Source organism: Nonomuraea sp. NEAU-A123 (genome assembly GCF_018603905.1).
Lineage (GTDB): Bacteria > Actinomycetota > Actinomycetes > Streptosporangiales > Streptosporangiaceae > Nonomuraea.
On the sequence record NZ_JAHFZZ010000008.1, the window covers coordinates 342,514 to 360,691 of the forward strand.

Annotated in this window: 17 protein-coding genes; 10 read left to right on the forward strand and 7 right to left on the reverse strand. The window is 70.6% G+C overall.

Annotated elements, in window-relative coordinates; genetic code table 11:
- The first annotated feature begins 2 nt into the window (after positions 1-2).
- A complete protein-coding gene (locus tag KLK06_RS26710) occupies positions 3-1,136 on the forward strand; it encodes a substrate-binding domain-containing protein (protein WP_214638366.1) in 1,134 nt (377 codons plus the stop codon).
- Positions 1,137-1,197: 61 nt separating this feature from the next.
- Here KLK06_RS26710 and KLK06_RS26715 read toward each other — a convergent pair whose 3' ends face one another.
- Entirely contained in the window at positions 1,198-3,153 is a 1,956-nt protein-coding gene (locus KLK06_RS26715; protein ID WP_214638367.1) for a DUF2264 domain-containing protein, read from the reverse strand.
- 209 nt (positions 3,154-3,362) lie between these two features.
- Between KLK06_RS26715 and KLK06_RS26720 the strand changes: the two genes are divergently transcribed.
- The 6 genes from KLK06_RS26720 to KLK06_RS26745 all read left to right on the forward strand — a co-directional run bounded on the left by KLK06_RS26720 (position 3,363) and on the right by KLK06_RS26745 (position 9,154).
- Positions 3,363-4,370: a hydroxyacid dehydrogenase gene (locus tag KLK06_RS26720; RefSeq protein ID WP_308168457.1), complete on the forward strand. Its 1,008-nt coding sequence runs from the start codon at positions 3,363-3,365 to the stop codon at positions 4,368-4,370.
- Positions 4,371-4,455: 85 nt separating this feature from the next.
- Complete coding sequence (locus KLK06_RS26725; RefSeq protein WP_214638368.1) at positions 4,456-5,709, forward strand: ABC transporter substrate-binding protein; 1,254 nt, start codon at positions 4,456-4,458, stop codon at positions 5,707-5,709.
- 66 nt (positions 5,710-5,775) lie between these two features.
- Entirely contained in the window at positions 5,776-6,696 is a 921-nt protein-coding gene (locus KLK06_RS26730) for a carbohydrate ABC transporter permease (protein WP_214638369.1), read from the forward strand.
- Positions 6,693-7,589: a carbohydrate ABC transporter permease gene (locus KLK06_RS26735; protein WP_214638370.1), complete on the forward strand. Its 897-nt coding sequence runs from the start codon at positions 6,693-6,695 to the stop codon at positions 7,587-7,589. Before KLK06_RS26730 ends, KLK06_RS26735 begins: the two co-directional genes overlap by 4 nt.
- Positions 7,589-8,284, forward strand: coding sequence for a hypothetical protein (locus KLK06_RS26740; RefSeq protein WP_214638371.1), 696 nt, complete (start codon positions 7,589-7,591; stop codon positions 8,282-8,284). The genes KLK06_RS26735 and KLK06_RS26740 overlap by 1 nt, the downstream gene beginning before the upstream one ends.
- A gap of 45 nt (positions 8,285-8,329) precedes the next feature.
- A complete protein-coding gene (locus tag KLK06_RS26745; protein WP_214638372.1) occupies positions 8,330-9,154 on the forward strand; it encodes a serine protease in 825 nt (274 codons plus the stop codon).
- Between the two features lie 76 nt (positions 9,155-9,230).
- On the opposite strand, the gene KLK06_RS26750 is transcribed toward KLK06_RS26745, so the two are convergent.
- The 3 genes from KLK06_RS26750 to KLK06_RS26760 are packed head-to-tail and all read right to left on the reverse strand — an operon-like array spanning position 9,231 to position 11,382.
- Positions 9,231-10,118, reverse strand: a complete 888-nt coding sequence (locus tag KLK06_RS26750; RefSeq protein WP_214638373.1) for a Gfo/Idh/MocA family protein — start codon at positions 10,116-10,118, stop codon at positions 9,231-9,233.
- A complete protein-coding gene (locus tag KLK06_RS26755; RefSeq protein ID WP_214638374.1) occupies positions 10,115-11,026 on the reverse strand; it encodes an NAD-dependent epimerase/dehydratase family protein in 912 nt (303 codons plus the stop codon). The genes KLK06_RS26750 and KLK06_RS26755 overlap by 4 nt, the downstream gene beginning before the upstream one ends.
- Positions 11,027-11,028: 2 nt before the next feature.
- On the reverse strand, positions 11,029-11,382 hold the full coding sequence (locus KLK06_RS26760) for a YrdB family protein (RefSeq protein ID WP_214638375.1): 354 nt from the start codon (positions 11,380-11,382) through the stop codon (positions 11,029-11,031).
- A 115-nt stretch (positions 11,383-11,497) separates the two neighbouring features.
- Between KLK06_RS26760 and KLK06_RS26765 the strand changes: the two genes are divergently transcribed.
- The 3 genes from KLK06_RS26765 (at position 11,498) to KLK06_RS26775 (ending at position 15,188) form a co-directional block, all read left to right on the forward strand.
- Positions 11,498-12,199 (forward strand): TetR/AcrR family transcriptional regulator, encoded by a 702-nt coding sequence (locus tag KLK06_RS26765; RefSeq protein ID WP_214638376.1) that lies wholly within the window; start codon positions 11,498-11,500, stop codon positions 12,197-12,199.
- Between the two features lie 80 nt (positions 12,200-12,279).
- Entirely contained in the window at positions 12,280-13,737 is a 1,458-nt protein-coding gene (locus KLK06_RS26770) for a serine/threonine-protein kinase (protein ID WP_214638377.1), read from the forward strand.
- Entirely contained in the window at positions 13,737-15,188 is a 1,452-nt protein-coding gene (locus KLK06_RS26775) for a protein kinase (RefSeq protein WP_214638378.1), read from the forward strand. The genes KLK06_RS26770 and KLK06_RS26775 overlap by 1 nt, the downstream gene beginning before the upstream one ends.
- 28 nt (positions 15,189-15,216) lie before the next feature.
- On the opposite strand, the gene KLK06_RS26780 is transcribed toward KLK06_RS26775, so the two are convergent.
- From KLK06_RS26780 to KLK06_RS26790, 3 genes are read right to left on the reverse strand one after another with little or no spacing between them, the layout of a single operon-like run.
- Complete coding sequence (locus KLK06_RS26780; RefSeq protein WP_214638379.1) at positions 15,217-15,678, reverse strand: S24/S26 family peptidase; 462 nt, start codon at positions 15,676-15,678, stop codon at positions 15,217-15,219.
- Positions 15,675-17,588 carry an ABC transporter ATP-binding protein gene (locus tag KLK06_RS26785; RefSeq protein ID WP_308168458.1) on the reverse strand — a complete coding sequence of 638 codons (1,914 nt, stop codon included), beginning with the start codon at positions 17,586-17,588 and terminating at the stop codon, positions 15,675-15,677. The genes KLK06_RS26780 and KLK06_RS26785 overlap by 4 nt, the downstream gene beginning before the upstream one ends.
- Complete coding sequence (locus tag KLK06_RS26790) at positions 17,585-18,160, reverse strand: peroxiredoxin (protein ID WP_214638380.1); 576 nt, start codon at positions 18,158-18,160, stop codon at positions 17,585-17,587. Before KLK06_RS26790 ends, KLK06_RS26785 begins: the two co-directional genes overlap by 4 nt.
- Positions 18,161-18,178: the final 18 nt, after the last annotated feature.

Here is an 18,178-nt window from a genome sequence, read left to right on the forward strand (position 1 = left end):
GTATGTCCGATTCGCCGGGTCCGCTGCCGGACGAGCGCCGCGCCCAGGTGGTGGAGCTGCTGCGCCGGCGTGGCGTCGTGCGCGTCGGCGACCTGGCGACCGAGCTGGACGTCTCGGTCATCACCATCCGGCGCGACATCGCGCTGCTCTCGTCCCAGGGGCTGATCCGCCGGGTTCGCGGCGGAGCCGTGCTCCACGGCGGGCCGGTGGCCGACGCACTCGCCGGCGGGGAGACGGAGGACTCCCCGGCCCCGCAGCCGGGACCCGACGCTGAGAAACCGCAGGTCACGATCGGCATGGTGGTGCCGTCGCTGAACTATTACTGGCCCGACGTGATCCGCGGCGTTCGCGAGGCGGCCGCGGCGGCCGGTGCGCGCGTCGTCCTGCGTGGCGCCACCTACCGGGCCGCCGACGAGCGCCGCCACCTCTCCCGGCTGATCGAATCGGCGGGCATCGACGGCCTCCTGGTCGCGCCCACCACGACCGGCGACGACGGGCAGGCGCTGGTGCGCTGGCTGCAGGAGGCCGACATGCCCATGGTGCTCATCGAGCGCACCGCCGCCTCCGGGCCGTACCACGAGGCGATGGAGTCGGTGGTCAGCGATCACGCGCTGGGGGCCGGCATGGCCGTGCGGCACCTGGTCGAGCTCGGTCACCGGCGGATCGGACTGATCACCACCGTACAGAGCCCGACGGGCCCGCACGTGCGGCACGGCTGGCGGCAGGCGTGCGAGGAGTTCGGCCTGCCGCTGGAGGGCATGCCGGACGTCAGCACGGTCGATCAGTGGCATCCCGAGTGGCCCAAGGCGCTCGAGAGCGTGATCGACCAGTGCGTCGCCTCTGGGACGACGGCGCTGCTCGTCCACTCCGACCCGGAGGCGATCAACCTGGTCGAGCGCTGCCAGGAGCGCGGCATCCGGGTGCCCGGTGACCTCGCCATCGTGGCCTACGACGACGAGGTGGCCGAGCTGTGCGACCCGCCGCTGACCGCTGTCCGGCCGCCCAAGATGGCTATCGGGCGGGCGGCCTTCGGGCTGCTCGCGGCCCGGCTGGCCGACCCGGACCCCGAGCGGCCCACCCACCGCGTCGTCGTCGAGCCCACCCTGATCGTGCGCTCCTCCTCGGTGTCAGCGTGACCCGCCGCCGGACGGCGTCACACCGAACCGCGTCATACTGACCCGCCGCCGCCGGACGGCGTCATAGTGGCGGAGTGCCCGGCCCGCTGAGGGCGGAGGCCGTGTCCAGGAGGTCGTACGTCCCGTCCGGCCAGGCCACGCGGGCGAGCGCCGGGCCGTCCCAGGACAGGACCGGCGCCCGGTCCGGCTCCTGCCCGCCGAGGAACACCGCCACGTCGTACCACCTGTCCGGCAGCGCGGGCGTGGTGGTGGCGCACCAGGGGACAAGCGTCCAGGGGGCGAGCGGCGAGGAGTTCCCGGCGGCGACCACACCGCGCAGGTCCAGCCCCGGGCCCGCGACAACGCGGGAGTGCATGGTGCCGTTCGACACGGCGGCCGTATCGGTTTGGACGGGTTCCGGAGCCGGCAGCGGCCATCCGCCGACACGCAGCGGACCACGCTCCGCCGCCGTGGCCGCCAGCCGGACCAGGCGCACCTCCCAAGGACCGCGTACGGCGGAGATCAGGTCGATCCACGGCCCGAGGCGTACCGTCCCGGCCCGCCCGTAGCCGTGGTCCGGGCGCTCGCCCTCAGGAGTGACCCAGTGGGCCTGCCAGCGCGAGGCCCCGATCGCCGTTCTTGAGGGGAGGCGGTCGAGGAGGAGCGTCTCGAATCCCGTGCGATGGCTGGGCCGCCCGCCCTGGTCGAGGAGCACGACCGACTGGTCGAGGGGGTCGGCGGCGTGCTCACCCGCGAGCACGGGCGAGGTGGCGGTCGAGTAGCCCAGCCGCGCGTACAGGGGCGAGTCGGTCAGGTGCGTACCGGGATGGGAGTGGTCGGTGCCGTGGTTGATCACCCGCACGACGCCGTCGGCACGGGTGCCGCTGACCAGCCAGCCGGGCGCGCGGACGACGCGGTGGTAGTCGCCGGACTCGACCGGCAGCGGCTCCTCGACGGCCGTCCACACCGGGTGGTCGGCGGGCAGGGACAGGCCGAAGAAGCCCTTGGCCGCCCAGTACGGCGAGCCGGGCCCGGAGTAGGACTGGGCCAGCGGCGGCCAGGCTCCGTGCCAGCCCGAGGTCAGGACTCCGTCCTCGTCCGGCGCTCCGCGTTCGGTGAAGTGGCGGGCGATGCCGGAGGCGGCACGGCGCAGCAACCCTGGGGCGGGCGTCGCCGTCCCGGCACGGGCGCCGGCCCAGAACTGGGTGGCGGCGGCGAACCGGTAGATGAGGCTGCGTCCCTGGACGAGGGGCGATCCGTCGGCGCCGATGAGGTGGACGGCGTCGCCCAGGTAGCGTTCGAGCCGCTCCAGGTAGAGCGGTCGCCGCGCGTCCGCCGCCGGATCGCCGGCGGCCATCTCGCTCCACATCAGCGGGTAGAACTGCAGCGCCCATCCCGCGTAGTGATCGTAGGCGCGTTCGGCACCGTCGGCGTACCAGCCGTTCTCCCTGGCGAAGCCGTCGGTGAACGAGAGCCCCTTCTCGATGTCCGCGCGCTCGAAGGGCCCGCCGACGGAGGCGAGGAACTGCTCGACCACGATCTGGAACCAGATCCAGTTGATCGGCGGGTAGTCCGAGCCGACCGCGGGCGCGAGGTAGTCCACGACCTGCTCCCGCACGATCGGGTCGAGCCGGTCCCACAGCCACGGCTTCGTCAGGTGGAGCACCAGCGCGATCGACGCGGCCTCGACCTTCGCCTGGTCATGCTCGTCGAGGCGCACCCAGCGCTCGGGTGAGCGGGGATCCGTCCCGGCGGCGAGGCCCCGCGCGTACCACTCCATCAGGCCCAGCGGATCGCGCCCGCCCTCCCCCGCCACCCGGAATCCGGCGGCCAGGAACGTGCGCGCGAACCCTTCCAGCGCGTCGACGTCGGTCCCGTAACCGCCCGGCGGGCCGGGGAAGGAGACGCGCGCGTGCGAGGCCGACGTGTACCGCCGGGCGGACAGGAGGAGATGGTCGGCGAGTGCCGCCCAGTGGTTCCGGGTCCATCCGGTGTGGGGCGAGAGCCGCAGGTCGTCGAACTCCCGCAGCATGAGCATGGATCCCCCTGGTCGTGATCGCGTCAGTGTGTCCCGGGAGTTAACGCGAAGGTTTCCGCCCGCGTCAAGACACGCCACACGCCTTCGTACGATAACGATCAATATCGATCACATAACGTGATCGATCCGATTAACAAAGCATTGACGTGATTGAAATGATCGGACATGATCGGCGGCACTGGTAAGCGCTTGCCGCCGAAGGGAACCTGGTGAGAAGACCCCCTGCCCTGCTGGTCATGGACCCAGCGAAGTTCGGCGTGCAGTTTCAGGAGGCGCAGCTTCGCCGGTTGCACGACCTGGTCGAGCTGGGAGAGCCGATCGTGACCGACGACCTCGACGAGCCCGCCGTACGCCGCCGGCTGCGCGATGTCGAGGTGCTGGTGACCTCCTGGGGCTGCCCACCGCTGACGACCGAGAGGCTGGCCGACGCACCGCGGCTACAGGCGATCTTCCACTGCGCGGGGACGGTACGCACATTCGTCACCGACGAGGTCTGGCGACGCGGGATCCTCGTCACCAACGCCGCCGACGAGAACGCGATCCCGGTGGCCGAGTTCACCCTGGCCGCGGTCATCTTCGCCGGGAAGAAGGTCCCGTTCCTCGCCCAGGACGCGCGCAGCAACCGCGCCGACTGGTCCTTCGCAGCCGGCCGCGGCGAGCTGACCAACCGCGGGCGCACGATCGGCGTCGTCGGCTTCTCCCGCGTGGGGCGCCGGGTGGTCGAACGGCTCCGCGGTCTGGAGGTGGACGTCCTCGTCGCCGATCCCTATGCCGACCCGGCCGAGGTGAGCGCGGCGGGCGCCCGGCTGCTCCCGCTGCCCGAACTGCTGCCGCGCTGTGACGTGCTCACCCTGCACGTCCCGGAGCTGCCGTCCACCCACCACCTCATCGGAGCGGCCGAACTGGCCCTCCTGCGTGACGGGACGACCCTCATCAACACCGCGCGCGGCTCCGTCCTGGACACCGCCGCCCTGGAGCGGGAGTGCGCCCAGGGCCGGCTCGACGCGATCCTCGACGTCACCGACCCGGAGCCGTTGCCGAGCACGTCACCGCTGTACGACCTGCCCAACGTCATGATCACCCCCCACGTCGCCGGATCTCTGGGATCAGAGACCCGGCGGATGAGTGAGAGCGCGCTCGACGAGCTCGAACGCTACCTGTCCGGTCAGCCGCCCCGCGCGGCCGTGACCGCCGACGAGTTCATGGTGAGCGCCTGAGCCCTGAGACCGGCTCGAAAGAAAGGAGTCCGGATCAATGATCGCTTCGAACACGCCAGGAAGGGCCGGAGTGCGACGCCACCTAATGAAGACCCTGGGAGTCGCGGCAGCGCTCTCGCTCGCTGTCACCGCCTGCGGCGGCTCCGCCGAGCCGGCGAGCGGCGGCGGGAACGTCACGCTGACCGTCACGGTGTGGAACCTCGCCAAGACCCCCGAGTTCAAGGCGCTCTTCGACGCCTTCCAGCAGGCGAACCCCACCATCAAGATCCAGCCGGTGGACATCCTCGCCGATGACTACGCCGAGAAGGTCACCACGATGCTCGCCGGTGGCGACGACACCGACGTGATCACGATGAAGAACGTCACGGACTACTCGCGCTACTCCAGCCGCGGGCAGCTCCTGGAGATCACCGACCTGGCCAAGTCGGCCGACACCGCGAAACTGGCGGGCCTGGACGCCTTCAAGGTCAGCGACAAGTACTTCGCGCTGCCGTACCGGCAGGACTTCTGGCTGCTCTACTACAACAAGACGTACTTCGACAAGGCAGGCGTCAAGGCTCCCGCCGCCCTCACCTGGGACGAGTACGCCAAGCTCGCGCAGCAGCTCACGAAGACCGAGGGCGGCAAGAAGGTCTATGGCACCTACCAGCACACCTGGCGGTCCGTGGTGCAGGCCATCGCGGCGGCCCAGACGGGTGGCGACCAGCTCAGTGGCGACTACTCCTTCTTCGCCGACCAGTACGCGACCACGCTCGGGCTGCAGAAGAGCGGCGCGGCCCTCGACTTCGGCACCGCGATGGCGCAGAAGTCGGACTACCGCACGATGTTCGAGACCGGAGCGACGGCCATGATGCCCATGGGCACCTGGTACATCTCCGGCATCCTGGAGGCCAAGGCCAACGGCAAGACCGACGTCGACTGGGCGCTGGCCCCGATGCCGCAGCGCCCCGGCGGCACGGGCGTGACGACCTTCGGCTCGCCGACCGCTTTCGCCGTCAACAAGAAGGCCGAGCACGCCGACGCGGCCAAGAAGTTCGTGCAGTTCGCCGCTGGCAAGGCGGGCGCCGAAGCCATCACCAAGGTGGGCGTGGTGCCGGCGCTGCAGAGCCCGGAGATCACCGACACCTACTTCTCGATCAAGGGCATGCCCACCGACGAGGTGTCCAAGAAGGCGTTCGCGCCGGACAAGGTGGTGCTGGAGATGCCGGTCAGCGAGCACACCTCCGACATCGACACGATCCTCAAGGAGGAGCACGAGCTCATCATGGTCGGCGACAAATCGGCCGCCGACGGCATCCGCTCGATGAACGAGCGGGTCAAGAGCGAAGTGCTCAACTAGGGACCGGCCCGCGGGCCCGGGATGCGTCCGGGCCCGCACGATCCGGAGGAGTCGAGAAGGACGGCCATGGCTCACGTTGCAACACCACCGGCGACCACCGCCCCGCCTCACCGGCGACGGGCCTGGCGCGACATCCTCATCGGGTGGAGCTTCATCCTCCCGAACTTCGTCGGCTTCGCCCTGTTCACGCTCATCCCGATGGTGGCGGCGTTCGCCCTGGCGTTCCTGGACTGGGACTCCTACAGCACGCCGGAATGGGTGGGCCTGGACAACTTCCAGCGGCTGTTCTCCGACGAGAACTTCCACGTCGCCCTGCGTAACACCCTCTACTACGCGCTCGGCCACATCCCGCTGACGCTGGTCGCCGCGCTCGGCCTGGCCATCGCGCTCAACCGGAAGCTGCGCGGGGTGGCGTTCTTCCGCACCGCGGCGTTCTTCCCGTACATCACCTCGCTGGTCGCCGTGGCCATCGTGTGGAACATGCTCTTCAACCCGACGGCGGGACCGATCAACCAGCTCCTCGAAGCGCTCGGCGTGGCGCATCCGCCCAAGTGGGTGGCCAGCACGGACTGGGCGATGCCGGCCGTGATCGTCACCAGCGTGTGGCGGGACATGGGCTACTACATGGTGCTCTACCTCGCCGGCCTGCAGACGATCCCCAAGGAGTACTACGAGGCCGCGCGGGTGGACGGCGCCAACGCCTGGCAGCGGTTCTGGGGCATCACTCTGCCGTGCCTGCGGCCCACGACGTTCTTCGTGGTCGTCATGCTGACGATCCAGAGCTTCAAGGTCCTCGACCTCATCGTGGTCATGACCGACGGCGGCCCGGGCCGCAGCACGCTGGTGCTGAGCCAGCTCATCTACCGGGAAGGCATCATCGAGGGCAAGTTCGGCTACTCGTCGGCGATCGCCCTGGTGCTGTTCGTCATCGTGCTGACCGTCACCGTCGTCCAGTTCCGTATCAACGAGCGGAGGAGCGCCCGATGACCGCACTGCACGATGCTCCCCCGGCCGCCGCCCAGCGGCGCCCGCCGGCGGGGGCCGAGGACGGGGACCGTTCCGGCGGGAGCCCGCTCCGCAGGGCGCTGGCCTACCTCACGCTCACCGTGCTCGCCGTGCTGGTGCTCGTGCCGTTCGCCTGGATGGTGTCGTCCGCGCTGAAGCGCGACAACGAGGTCTTCGCGGTGCCCATCCAGTGGATCCCCCGGGAACTGCGCTGGTCGAACTTCGTGGAGATCTGGGAACGCATCCCGCTGCTCACCTACCTGGGCAACTCGGCGTTCCTGTCCGTGACGATCACGCTGCTGCAGCTGCTCACCGGGAGCTTCGCGGCCTACGGGTTCGCCAAGGTGCGCTTTCCGGGGCGGGACGCGTTGTTCGTCGCCTACATCGCCACCATCGCCGTGCCATGGCAGGCGTACATGGTGCCGCAGTACATCATGATGCAGAAAGCCGACCTGACGAACACCTATTGGGCGATCATCCTGCTGCAGGCGTTCGGCGCCTTCGGTGTGTTCCTCATGCGCCAGTACTACATGTCCATCCCGGACGACCTGTGCGAAGCGGCCCGGATCGACGGGCTGAGTGAGTACGGCATCTACTGGCGGATCATCCTGCCGCTGTCCAAACCGGCGCTGGCCAGCCTGGCCCTGCTCACCTTCGTCAACACGTGGAACGACTACATGGGGCCGTTCATCTACCTGACGAGCAACGAGCTGTGGACCGTACAGCTCGGCCTGCGCTCGTTCGTCGGGCAGTACGACGCCGAGTACGCGATGATGATGACCGGCGCGGTGCTGTCGGTGCTGCCGATCCTGGTCATCTTCCTGCTGGGGCAGCGCTACTTCATCCGCGGCATCGCCACGAGCGGGCTGAAGTGATGAGCGGGCCCGGCGCGGCGCTGCGGAGCCTGTTCCGCCCGGCCGAACAGGCGACGTACGAGAAGGTCTTCGGCACCGTCTACGTCGGCCTCATGACGAACGTCCTGCTCGCCATCACCTGCGCGCCGCTCCTGGCGGCGCTCGCGGTCGTCCGGGACCCGCTGGCGTCGTGGCCGTTCTTCCTCGCGCTGTCGTCGCTGTGCGCGCCCGCGCTGGCCGGGGCGTTCAACTGCTTCGCCGCGCTGGGCGACGGCTCGATCACCGTCTTCCGTACGTTCTGGGACGGCTACCGCCGCGGCGTCCGCGCGCTCGCCCTCTGGGCGGCCGGCGCCGTGGCCGTGAGCGTCCTGGCTCTGGACGCCGTCGTGGTCGCGCGCACCGCCTGGGGACCGGCGCTCGCGCCGTTCTTCGCCACGGCGGCGGCGCTGGTGGTGGCCGTGGTCGTGGCCTCGCTCGTGCTGCTGGCCGAGCCACGGCGCGAGCGCCCGCGGCTGCGGGACCTCGTGCGTCCCAGCCTCTACCTGGTGGCGCGGCGCTGGTACCTGGTCGCCGTCAGCCTCGCCGTGCTCGTCCTGGCCGTGGCCGTCATCCTGGTCAAGCCGGTGATCGGCGTCCTGGTGCTGTGCTCACCCCTGCTGTACGTCGCGTGGGCCACCATCAGGTTCATCGTCGCCCCGGCCTTCGGTAAACCTTGATGTCGCAGGTCAGGGCAGTGATCATCGGCGGTTTAGAGTGTACGGGTGCTCAGGATGGTGCTGTCTCTGACCCTGCTCGACCCGACCGGCCTCGCGGTGGTCCCCCAGCGATCGGTACCTCCCCGCAGGGTGCTGACACCGGACGGCGACCGCCTGGGGTACGCGCCGGTCGCCCGTCCCTACACCGGCGCACAGCGGCTCATCGGGGTGCTGCTCGGGCGTGATCCGGTCAGCAGGACGACCGTGCTGTGCGGGGGCGCGGTGATCAGGTCGCGCAGCCGCAGCCTGGTGCTGACGGCCGCGCACTGCCTCTACCACGACGGCCGGCCGCTGCGGCAGGTGGCCTTCCTGCCGGGGTTCGACCAGGGCCGGCCGCCGCTCGGGGTCTGGCCCGCCCGGCGGACCTGGGTGCCCGAACAGTGGCAGGGGCGGCCGTACTCGGCGGCGTTGCTGCCGTACGACGTCGGGCTGGTCGGGGTGGTGCGGCGCGGGGGCACGCTGGAGGCCGCGACCGGGCGCGGGCTGCGTCCGCTGGCCACCCGCAGGGGTACGTCGCTGCGCGGGCTCGACCTGCTCGGCTATCCTGCTGGGCGGCGGTATCCCGGCACCCGGATGTACCACTGTGTGGGGGACGCCGATGAGGGCACCAGCCGGGGGCCGGGGGTGCTGGTGACGCGGAACTGCCACGCTCCGTCCGGCGGCAGCGGCGGGCCGGCCGTGTACGGGGAGACGGTGGCGGGCGTGGTGTCGTCCTCCAGCCCGATGAGTGACGCGGGCGGGTTCACGGTGCTGACCCGGCTCGGCAGGCGGTCGTTCGGCCGCCTGCTGGCCACCGCCGACTCCTGGATGCGCCGCGGGCAGCGCTCGTGACACCCCCCGCGCCATACAGGCCCGCACAGACAGCGGCGATCAGGTGGTACGGGTGATCAAAAGGTTTTTTTGGGGGTCAGGAGGCGTTCGCGACGATGTCCTCGCAGATGGCGTGGCTGATCAGCGCGTCGTCCGCGCTGATCGTGCGGCCCTCGCGGACCGCGACGAGGAACTCCAGGCAGATCTGCTCGATGCCACGCTGCCGTCCGACCGGCACCCAGTCGGGCCGCCGGGTGAGCGTCTCGCCGCCCATGTAGTCGACCACGTCGCCCAGGTTGACCACCCGGCGCTTGACGCCGTCGCCCATGACCTCGCAGGTCTCCTCCGTGGCGCCGCTGACCCGGTTCATCAGGCCGATGGCGGTGAAGCCGTCACCGGACAGCTCCAGCACGATGTGCTCGAGCAGGCCATCCCGGACGCGGGTCCTGATCCGGGTCCCGGTCACCTCGCCGGGGGCGAGGAACCGCAGCGTGTCGACCACATGAATGAAGTCATCAAATATCACCCGCCGAGGGACATCAGGGTTTTTCTCGCGGTTCTTCGCCATCAGCACGACATGCCGGGGAAGGGCGAGCAGCCCGGTGTATCCGGGAGCGTAGCGGCGGTTGAAGCCGACCATCAGCGACCGCCGCTCCGCCTTGGCCAGCCGTACGAGGGACTCGCAGTCGGCCAGGTTGTCGGCGATCGGCTTGTCCACGTAGACGTGCACCCCGGCGTCGAGCAGCGGCTCGACGAGCTCGCGGTGGGCTCCGGTGGCGGCGTGCACGAACGCGGCCTCGACCCCGCTCTTGATCACGTCATCCACCGAGGTGGACCGGCCGGCGATCCGGTAGGTGTCGCCGAGCCGGTCCAGGGTCTTGTTGTTGCGCGTACAGAGGTGCAGGTCGAGGCCCGGCTGGGCGGCGAGCACAGGCAGGTAGGCCTTCTCCGCGATGTCGCCCAGACCGATCATGGCTATCTTCACGCCTCGAGCGTAGCCGCGAGCGCCTCGTCGATCGGGGTCGGCGCGACACCGAACGTACGCTGGAAGGCCGATGAGTCCATCTCGTACGGCGCGATGAACTGGTAGCGGATGTGCTTCAGCTCCCTGAGCATCGGCGAGAAGAGGCCCGCCGCCTGGATCGCCGGCCACGGCAGCGTGGCCAGCTTGGGCACCGGGCGCCCCGCGATGGCCGCCATCCGCTCGCCGACCTGGCGGAAGGTCAGCGGGTCGGTGGTGGGCACGTGCCACGGCCGCCCCCAGGCCCGCTCGTCGGTGCCCGCGACGATCAGCGCGTCGGCCACGTCGGGCAGGTACGTCCAGCTGTGCGGAATGTCGGCGGGCCAGGGGATCTGGATGGTCTTGCCGGCCCGGAACGGCACGAGGAACCGGTCACCCAGGTAGGACTGGTCGGTGGCGCCGGGGCCGAAGTAGTCGGAGCCGCGCACCTCGGTCGTCCTGATCCGGCCCGCCTTGTGCGCGGCCAGCGCGTCGTTCCAGATCTTCGCCCGCACCTGAGCCTTCGGGCTGGTCGAGGCGAGCGGCAGGTCCTCGGTCATCGGGCCCTTGACCGGGCCGTAGGGGTAGAGGTTGCCCAGGATGACCAGAGCCGCACCCGTGCCCTCGGCGGCGGCGAGGAACGACGCGGCCATCGGCGGCCAGTCGGTCAGCCAGCGGTGATACTTCGGGTTGACGCAGTTGTAGAGAGCGTCGGCGCCCTTGGCGACCTCGGTCAGCCGCGCCTTGTCGCTGACGTCGGCCGCCACCTTCTCGGCCCCGGCGGGGCCGCTGCCCGAGCGGGTCACCACGGTGACCTGGTGCCCCTGGGCCAGGAGCTTGGTGGCCAGATGCGTGCCAACCTGACCGGAACCCACCACGACGTGCTTACCCATGATCAGACCTGCTTCCAGATGATGCGGAGAACCGCGTTGATGACGAAGAGTGCGGCGAAGACGGCGGCCGGCGTGGCCAGGCTCGCGGCGTAGAGCGCCAGGGCGCCGCCACCGAACCAGAGGATCTCCAGGGCGGCCCTGGCCAGGCCGGTCAGCGGGAAGGTGGCGTTGGCGCCGCCACCCGCACCGAACAGGGCCCACGCGGCGATGAACAAGGCCGGCCCGCCGAGCCCGGCGAGCAGCTTGATCGCCCAGTTCGGGCTCACCGTGAAGCCCCAATAGCCCACGGAGGCGATGACGCCGAGCTCCAGAAAGAACATCAGCGCCGCGTTGACGCCCTTGGCGATGGCCAGCATGTCGAACCTCCGTGTGACTGCCGTTCTCTTACAAGAGCAATGCTCTCTCATCGGATCGACATTCGTCAAGAGCGGTGCTCTCGTTTCTTCGCAGTGCTCTGGTAAGGTCGGTGACATGACAGCTAGCCGTACCGCGAGAGAACGCGTCAGGGCCGAGCTCACCCGGGAGATCACCGACATCGCCCGCCGTCAGCTGGCCATCGAGGGCGCGGGCGGTCTCTCCCTGCGCGCGGTGGCCCGCGAGATGGGCATGGTGTCGTCGGCCATCTACCGCTATTTCCCCAGCCGCGATGATCTGCTGACCGCGCTGATCATCGACGGCTACAACGCGCTCGGCGCGGCGGTGGAGGAAGCCGACAAAGCCGGCCCGCCCGGCGACTTCGCGGGGCGCTGGCTGGCCGTCTGCCATGCCGTGCGCGACTGGGCGCTGGCCCATCCGCACGAGTACACGCTGCTGTACGGCTCGCCGGTGCCCGGCTACCAGGCGCCGGAGGAGACGATCGAGGCCCGGCTGCGCGACGTGGCGGTGTTCGGCCGGATCGTCTCGCAGGCGTACGAGGCGGGCGCCCTGACCCCGCCCGACCTCGCCCCGCCCGCCCCCGCCGCTCTGTCGGGCGACGCCGACAACCTGCGCCAGATCATGCCCGGGGTGCCCGATGACCTGATCTTCCGCGGCCTCACCGCGTGGACCGGCCTGTACGGCTGGGTCAACTTCGAGGTGTTCGGCCAGTTCGAGAACACTCTTGAGGAGAGACGCGACGGCTTCGAGCAGTCGGTCCGCACTCTGGGCGCGCTCTTGGGCCTCCGGCCCGTGTGATCACTTACCCGACTGGCTCACTAAGTCTGACATTTCCCGCTAAGGTGCCGAAGATCCCCTAGCTTTGTCACAGGAGCCCCATGTCGCGCGTCGAACCCCTCCGGGAAGGCGACCCCGCTGCCGTGGGGCCCTATCGGCTGCTCGGGCGTCTGGGCGCCGGCGGCCAAGGGGTGGTCTATCTGGGCCAGGGTCACGACGGCAGGCCGGTCGCGGTCAAAGTGCTGCGCGAGGGACTCGCCGATGAGCGCTTCGCCAAGGAGATCGACGCGGCGCGCCGGGTGGAGCCGTTCTGCATCGCTCAGGTGCTCGACGCCTCGCTGAGCGGCCGGCCGTACATCGTGACCGAGTACGTCGAGGGCCCTACGCTCCAGGAGGCGGGCCGCCACGTCGGCGCCGACCTGCAGCGGCTCGCGGTGGCGACCGCGACCGCACTGGCGGCCATTCATCAGGCGGGCGTCGTTCATCGCGACTTCAAACCCGCCAACGTGCTGCTCGGACAGGGCGGACCCCGGGTGATCGACTTCGGGATCGCCCGGTCCGTCGAATCGGGGCTGACGGCGAGCAGCAGCATCGTGGGGACGCCCGCGTACATGGCGCCGGAGCAGCTCGCGGGCGCCCCACTCGGTCCCGCGGTGGACGTCTTCGCGTGGGCGTCGGTGATCGTGTTCGCCGCGACAGGAAGCCCGCCGTTCGGTGAGGACTCTCTGCCCGCGGTGATCAATCGGATCCTGCACAACGAGCCGCAGCTCGGCGACCTGCCCCAACCGTTGCGAGCGATCGTGCTGGGGTGCCTGGCCAAGGATCCGGCGCATCGGCCGACCATGCGGGAGGTGTTGCTGCGGCTCCTGGGTGGACAGGCCCCCCGGCTTCCGGACGGCGCCGGCGGCCACGCTTCGTCCACGGTTCCCGGGCGGCGGCGCGGGAACAGGACGGCGGTCATCGCGAGCGTCTCCGGCGTGGGGGCGCTGGCGGTCGCGGGCGCCGTCGCCTGGGGCGCCACGAGCGTGTGGGATTTCTGGGAACCGCGGCCGAGTACGCAGCCGCTGGCGCTCACCACCACCGGGACGCCCACCCCGACGAAGACGAAAACACCTCAGCGCCCGAAGACAAAGAGCCCGGCGAAGCCGACCGTGAAACAGACCCCGAAGCCGACGCCGACGCCGACCGTGAAATTGACGCGGACAACTCCCAAACCCACGGCCTCGCCGTCGAGACGGTCATCGGGCAGCGGTTCGTTCCGGATCGTGTGGGTGCGAGTCATCGGTCCCCGGCATGCCGACTCCCCGGACTGCGTGTTCAACCATGGCAACATCTCCGGCCTGGTCGAGGGGACCAAGCTGGCCACCGACTTCCGCTACGAGTGGGTCCTGGACGGGAAGGTGGTGTCGCGCTCTGAGAGCGTCATTGCCGAAAGCCACACCCAGCAGGTCATCGGCCCGCTCGTACAGACGAACGGCCCTCACCGGGTCACCCTCCGCCTCACCTCCCCCCAAGCGGTATCGAAGCCCCTGTCGTTCACGATCTGCCCGAGCGATTGATGAACCCACTCCTGCCGGCAGATCCCCCGGCCGTGGGCCCTTACCGGCTGCTCGGGCGTCTGGGCGCGGGCGGCCAAGGGGTGGTCTACCTGGGCCAGGGTCCTGACGGGCGGCGGGTCGCGGTCAAGCTGCTGGCGGACGGTCTGGCCGGTGATCACCGCTTCGCGAAGGAGATCGACGCGGCGCGCCGGGTGGAGCCGTTCTGCATCGCTCAGGTGCTCGACGCCTCGCTGGGCGGCCGGCCGTACATCGTGACCGAGTACGTCGAGGGGCCCACGCTCCACCAGGCGGGCCGCCACGTCGGCGCCGACCTGCAGCGGCTCGCGGTGGCGACCGCGACCGCACTGGCGGCGATCCATCGGGCCGGGGTGGTGCATCGCGACTTCAAGCCCGCCAACGTGCTGCTGGGGAGGGACGGGCCGCGGGTCATCGACTTCGGCATCGCCCGCGCGTCCGGCCATTCGCTGACAGTGACGAGCAGCATCGTCGGCACGCCTGCCTACATGGCGCCCGAGCAACTCGCGGGCGCCCCACTCGGTCCCGCGGTGGACGTCTTCGCGTGGGCGTCGGTGATCGTGTTCGCCGCGACGGGGAGTCCGCCGTTCGGCAACGACTCGCTGCCCGCGGTGATCCGCCGCATCCTCCACGATGAGCCGTACCTGGGCGACCTGCCCGGCCCGCTGCGCCCGATCGTGCTGTCCTGCCTGGCCAAGGACCCGGCCGCCCGGCCCGCCATGCAGGACGTCCTGCTCCGGCTCATCGGTGCCCCGCCCACCGGTACGGCAGGCGACCTGACGGGCCGTCGAGGCGGTACGGCGGGTCATCCCGTGAGTCGCCCGCGCTGGAAGGCGTTGCTGACGGGCGCTGGGGCACTGGCCGTGTCCGCTGCTCTGGTGGCCGGGGCGATCATGTGGACGCGCACCCCAGCGCCGACGGCCGCGCCCGCCCTGTCGGCCACGGAACAGGGCGCCACCAAGACATCCAGTCCGCCGGCCAAGAACCGGGGCACCGACAAGACACCCAGCGCTCCGACCAAGAAGCCGACCCCCACCCGGACCGGCGGCTCGAACCCCACCCCCTCCCGCAGGCAGCCGACCCCCAAACCCACGACCTCTCCGGCGAAGACCACGGCCGCGGGTGCGGGGACCGTACGCCTGGTGTCGTTGACCCTGGACGGGCAGCAGACGGGAAACAACTGCTATTCGCCCAGCCTCTTCCCCGTCGCCTTGCTCAAGGGGCCGTCGGGCAAGCAGTTGGAGTACGGCTACCGCTGGGTCGTGGACGGCGCGGACGAGGGATGGAAGACGGACTGGGTGACCGGTACGACCAAGAACCGGCGCAACCCCTTCGGCGCCTTCGAGCCGGGTCGGCACACGATCGTCTTCCACCTGCTGACACCCTCGAAGGACAGTAGAAGAGTGTCGTTCAAGGTGTGCGAGCCGTACTCCTAGGTACGCTCGCCGGGTGCGGCCGCGCCGGTCAGGCGGTGGCGTGCTCGCCCCCGGTGCGCAGCCGCAGCAGCACTACTCCGTACATCCGTTCCGCCGGGCACAGGCCCCACTGTTTGGAGTCCTCCGAGTGGGGGTTCTCCCCCCGCAGCACCAGCATGCCCGGTGGCACGCGGCCGGGCCGGTCCCCGGCCACCCAGGGCGGTACCGGGTCCCCGGCCACCGCGACGACCCGTTTGACGTACCACCCGGCGGCTCCGGAGAGGTCGACGGGACTGTTCCACCCCGTATGACGGTCGGGCCGCTGGACGACCACGATCTGACCGGGGCGGGCCCGGCGGCGGTGGCGCAGTACCAGCAGCACATCACCGTGCAGCAGGGTCGGGGTCATGCTGCCACCCCGCACCGTGACGGTGGACAGCAGCAGCCGGGCCGCCAGCGCGGCCCCGATCACCAGTGCCGCCGCGCCGGCCCAGCCCAGGGCCTGGCTCATCCGGCGACCACCGTGGTCGACGCCTCGGCGCTCTCCTCGCGCGGCGGCTCGACGCTGCCCGCCGACGGGGCCTCTCGGTAACCCTCCGCCTGGGTATGGAAGAGCTGGGCGTAGACGCCGTCCGGGGACGCGGTGAGCGAGGCGTGGTCGCCGCTCTCCAGGACCTTGCCGTCCTGGACGACGACGATCCGGTCGGCCCGGCGGACGGCGCCGAGCCGGTGGGAGATCAGCACGCTGGTGGAGCCGGCGCGCAGCTCCCGCAGCCGGTCGTGGACCGCCGCCTCGGCCACCGCGTCGAGGCCGGAGCTGGGCTCGTCCAGGATCATCAGATCGCGGCCCTGACGCATGAGCCCGCGGGCCAGCGCCAGGCGCTGCCACTGCCCGCCGGAGAGGTGGACACCGGTCATCGGCGTGTCCTCCTCCTCATCTCCCGCATGGAACAGCCTGCTCAGCATCGTCTGGTAGCCGGACGGCAGCCGCTCGATGGTCTCGTGGGCCCCAGCGCGCTCGGCGGCGGCCCGGACCCGGTCCGCGTCGTCGATCGCCTCCACGTTCCCGAGCCCGATGTTCTCGGCGGCGGTGAGGTCGTAGTCCATGTAGTCCTGGAACACCGCCCCGATCCGCTGACGTAGCTGCGCCACAGGAACATCGCGGATGTCCACCCCGTCCCACAGCACGGAGCCGCGCTGTGGATCGTAGAACCGGCAGAGCAGCTTGACGAGTGTGCTCTTGCCCGCGCCGTTGAGCCCGACCACGGCCAGGCTGGTGCCGTGCGGGATGGTCAGATTCAGCCCGCGCAGCACCCACGGGAAGTCCTCGCCGTACCGGAACCACACATCGCGCAGTTCGATGGCGTGGGCCAGCGGGGCGAGCTCCTGGGGCTGCGAGGGCCCGGCGAGGTCGTCTCCGACCCCGACCACCGTCAGATAGTGGTGGAAGACCAGAGTGGACTGATGTCCCTGGGCGATGCCCTGCACCAGGACGCTGAGCCCGCCCTGGAGTCCGGCCAGGGAGGCGATGAAGATCGACACATCACCGACGCTGATCGTCCTGGAGGCCGCGGCGTACACTGCCCACAGCAGCCCCGCGGCCGACAGCAGCGCCCCGAGGGCGGCGAGGAGGACCTGGACGCGCACCACGCCTCGCTCCAGCCGATCCTCGGCGTCGTTGGCCGCACGCAGTTCGGTGAGCATCCGCCCGTGCAGGAACTTCCCCAGCCCGAACAGGCGGACCTCCTTGGCGGCCTGCAGGTCCGTCAGCAGCATCTGGTAGAACACCTTGCGCCGCATGCCGGGGCTGATGCGCCACATCAGCCCCGCCCGCCGCCGGCTCAGCGCCAGATGGGCGATCAGCGCGGGTGCGGCGGCCAGCAGCGCGGCGCCCGCCATGACCGGATTGATCGCCACCAGGGTGCCCAAGAACCCGGCGATGCCCAGGGTCCCCTGCAGTGTGGACAGGCCCATCTGGACCAGTTGGTCCGGGGCGTGTTCGGCAGACTGCTGGGCCAGCCGCAGCCGGTCGTGGAAACGCGGTTCCTCCAGGCGGGCCAGCCCGCTCATCCGGTTGACCGCGTCGAACAGCCGGTCCTGTGAGTGCAGGCCGATGGCGCGCCGGGCGCGCCCCTGCGCATAGGTGGTGATGGCCGAGGTGGCGGCCATCACGATGCCCAGGACACCGATGCCGGCCGCCATCCACACCAGTTCCCCGGTTCGGGGGGCGGAGGCGGTGAGCTCGTCGAGCGCGACCTTGGTCAGCCAGGCGGTGGCCACCGGCGCCATGCCGCCGATCACCGCCGTGACCAGTTGGAGGAGCAGCATGCCGGGGCTGGCCTGCCAGGCGAGCGCGTAGGCCGCCTTCATCCCGCGGACCACGGAGACCTCGGGCTCCGTGCCGGAATCGTCGCCGCTCACGGCGCCGAAGGCCGTACGGTCTCGCCCAGCCCCTGCAGGCCGATACTGGCGGCGGTGGCGACCCCGTCGGGGCCATAGTGGGCGAATCCGGGGTAAAAGCGGACCCCGAAGGCAGCGCCGACCGGCGCGTCGAGGAATTCGGGCACCACATGGTCCGCGACGCCCACGAGCCGGGCGGCCAGTTCGCTGTCGGCCGCATCGATGCCGACCACCGTGGCCAGGACCTGGCCCCCCGCGTCCCGCACCCGGCGCGCGTGCTCGCCGAGCTCCGGCAGACTGTCGTCGCAGCCCGAGCAGTCCAGCGACAGGAAGGCGATCAGCGCCGGCCGGCCGGTCAGCTCGTCGCTGGTAACCGTGGCGCCGTCGGTGGTGATGGCGGTGAAGTCGGGCATCCGGTCTCCGGGCGCTATGCCCAGCTCCGGGTCCATGGCGACGGGGTCGGGGCCGTGGTGGTGGGTGGCCGGCGGAGCGCTCAGACGGGCCCGCCAGCGGCGCACCACGGCCAAGGTCAGCACGACGTTCAGCGCGGTGACCGCCGCGACCAGAACGAGTCCTGCGACAAGGTATTCCACGGATGTCCTTTCCGGCTC

Coding starts and splice junctions, on each gene's coding strand:
- KLK06_RS26765 (WP_214638376.1), top strand. CDS start 11,498: ATGACAGCTAGCCGTACCGCGAGAGAACGCGTCAGGGCCGAGCTCACC.
- KLK06_RS26730 (WP_214638369.1), top strand. CDS start 5,776: ATGGCTCACGTTGCAACACCACCGGCGACCACCGCCCCGCCTCACCGG.
- KLK06_RS26735 (WP_214638370.1), top strand. CDS start 6,693: ATGACCGCACTGCACGATGCTCCCCCGGCCGCCGCCCAGCGGCGCCCG.
- KLK06_RS26780 (WP_214638379.1), bottom strand. CDS start 15,678: ATGAGCCAGGCCCTGGGCTGGGCCGGCGCGGCGGCACTGGTGATCGGG.
- KLK06_RS26755 (WP_214638374.1), bottom strand. CDS start 11,026: ATGGGTAAGCACGTCGTGGTGGGTTCCGGTCAGGTTGGCACGCATCTG.
- KLK06_RS26725 (WP_214638368.1), top strand. CDS start 4,456: ATGAAGACCCTGGGAGTCGCGGCAGCGCTCTCGCTCGCTGTCACCGCC.
- KLK06_RS26760 (WP_214638375.1), bottom strand. CDS start 11,382: ATGCTGGCCATCGCCAAGGGCGTCAACGCGGCGCTGATGTTCTTTCTG.
- KLK06_RS26775 (WP_214638378.1), top strand. CDS start 13,737: ATGAACCCACTCCTGCCGGCAGATCCCCCGGCCGTGGGCCCTTACCGG.
- KLK06_RS26740 (WP_214638371.1), top strand. CDS start 7,589: ATGAGCGGGCCCGGCGCGGCGCTGCGGAGCCTGTTCCGCCCGGCCGAA.
- KLK06_RS26770 (WP_214638377.1), top strand. CDS start 12,280: ATGTCGCGCGTCGAACCCCTCCGGGAAGGCGACCCCGCTGCCGTGGGG.
- KLK06_RS26715 (WP_214638367.1), bottom strand. CDS start 3,153: ATGCTCATGCTGCGGGAGTTCGACGACCTGCGGCTCTCGCCCCACACC.
- KLK06_RS26710 (WP_214638366.1), top strand. CDS start 3: ATGTCCGATTCGCCGGGTCCGCTGCCGGACGAGCGCCGCGCCCAGGTG.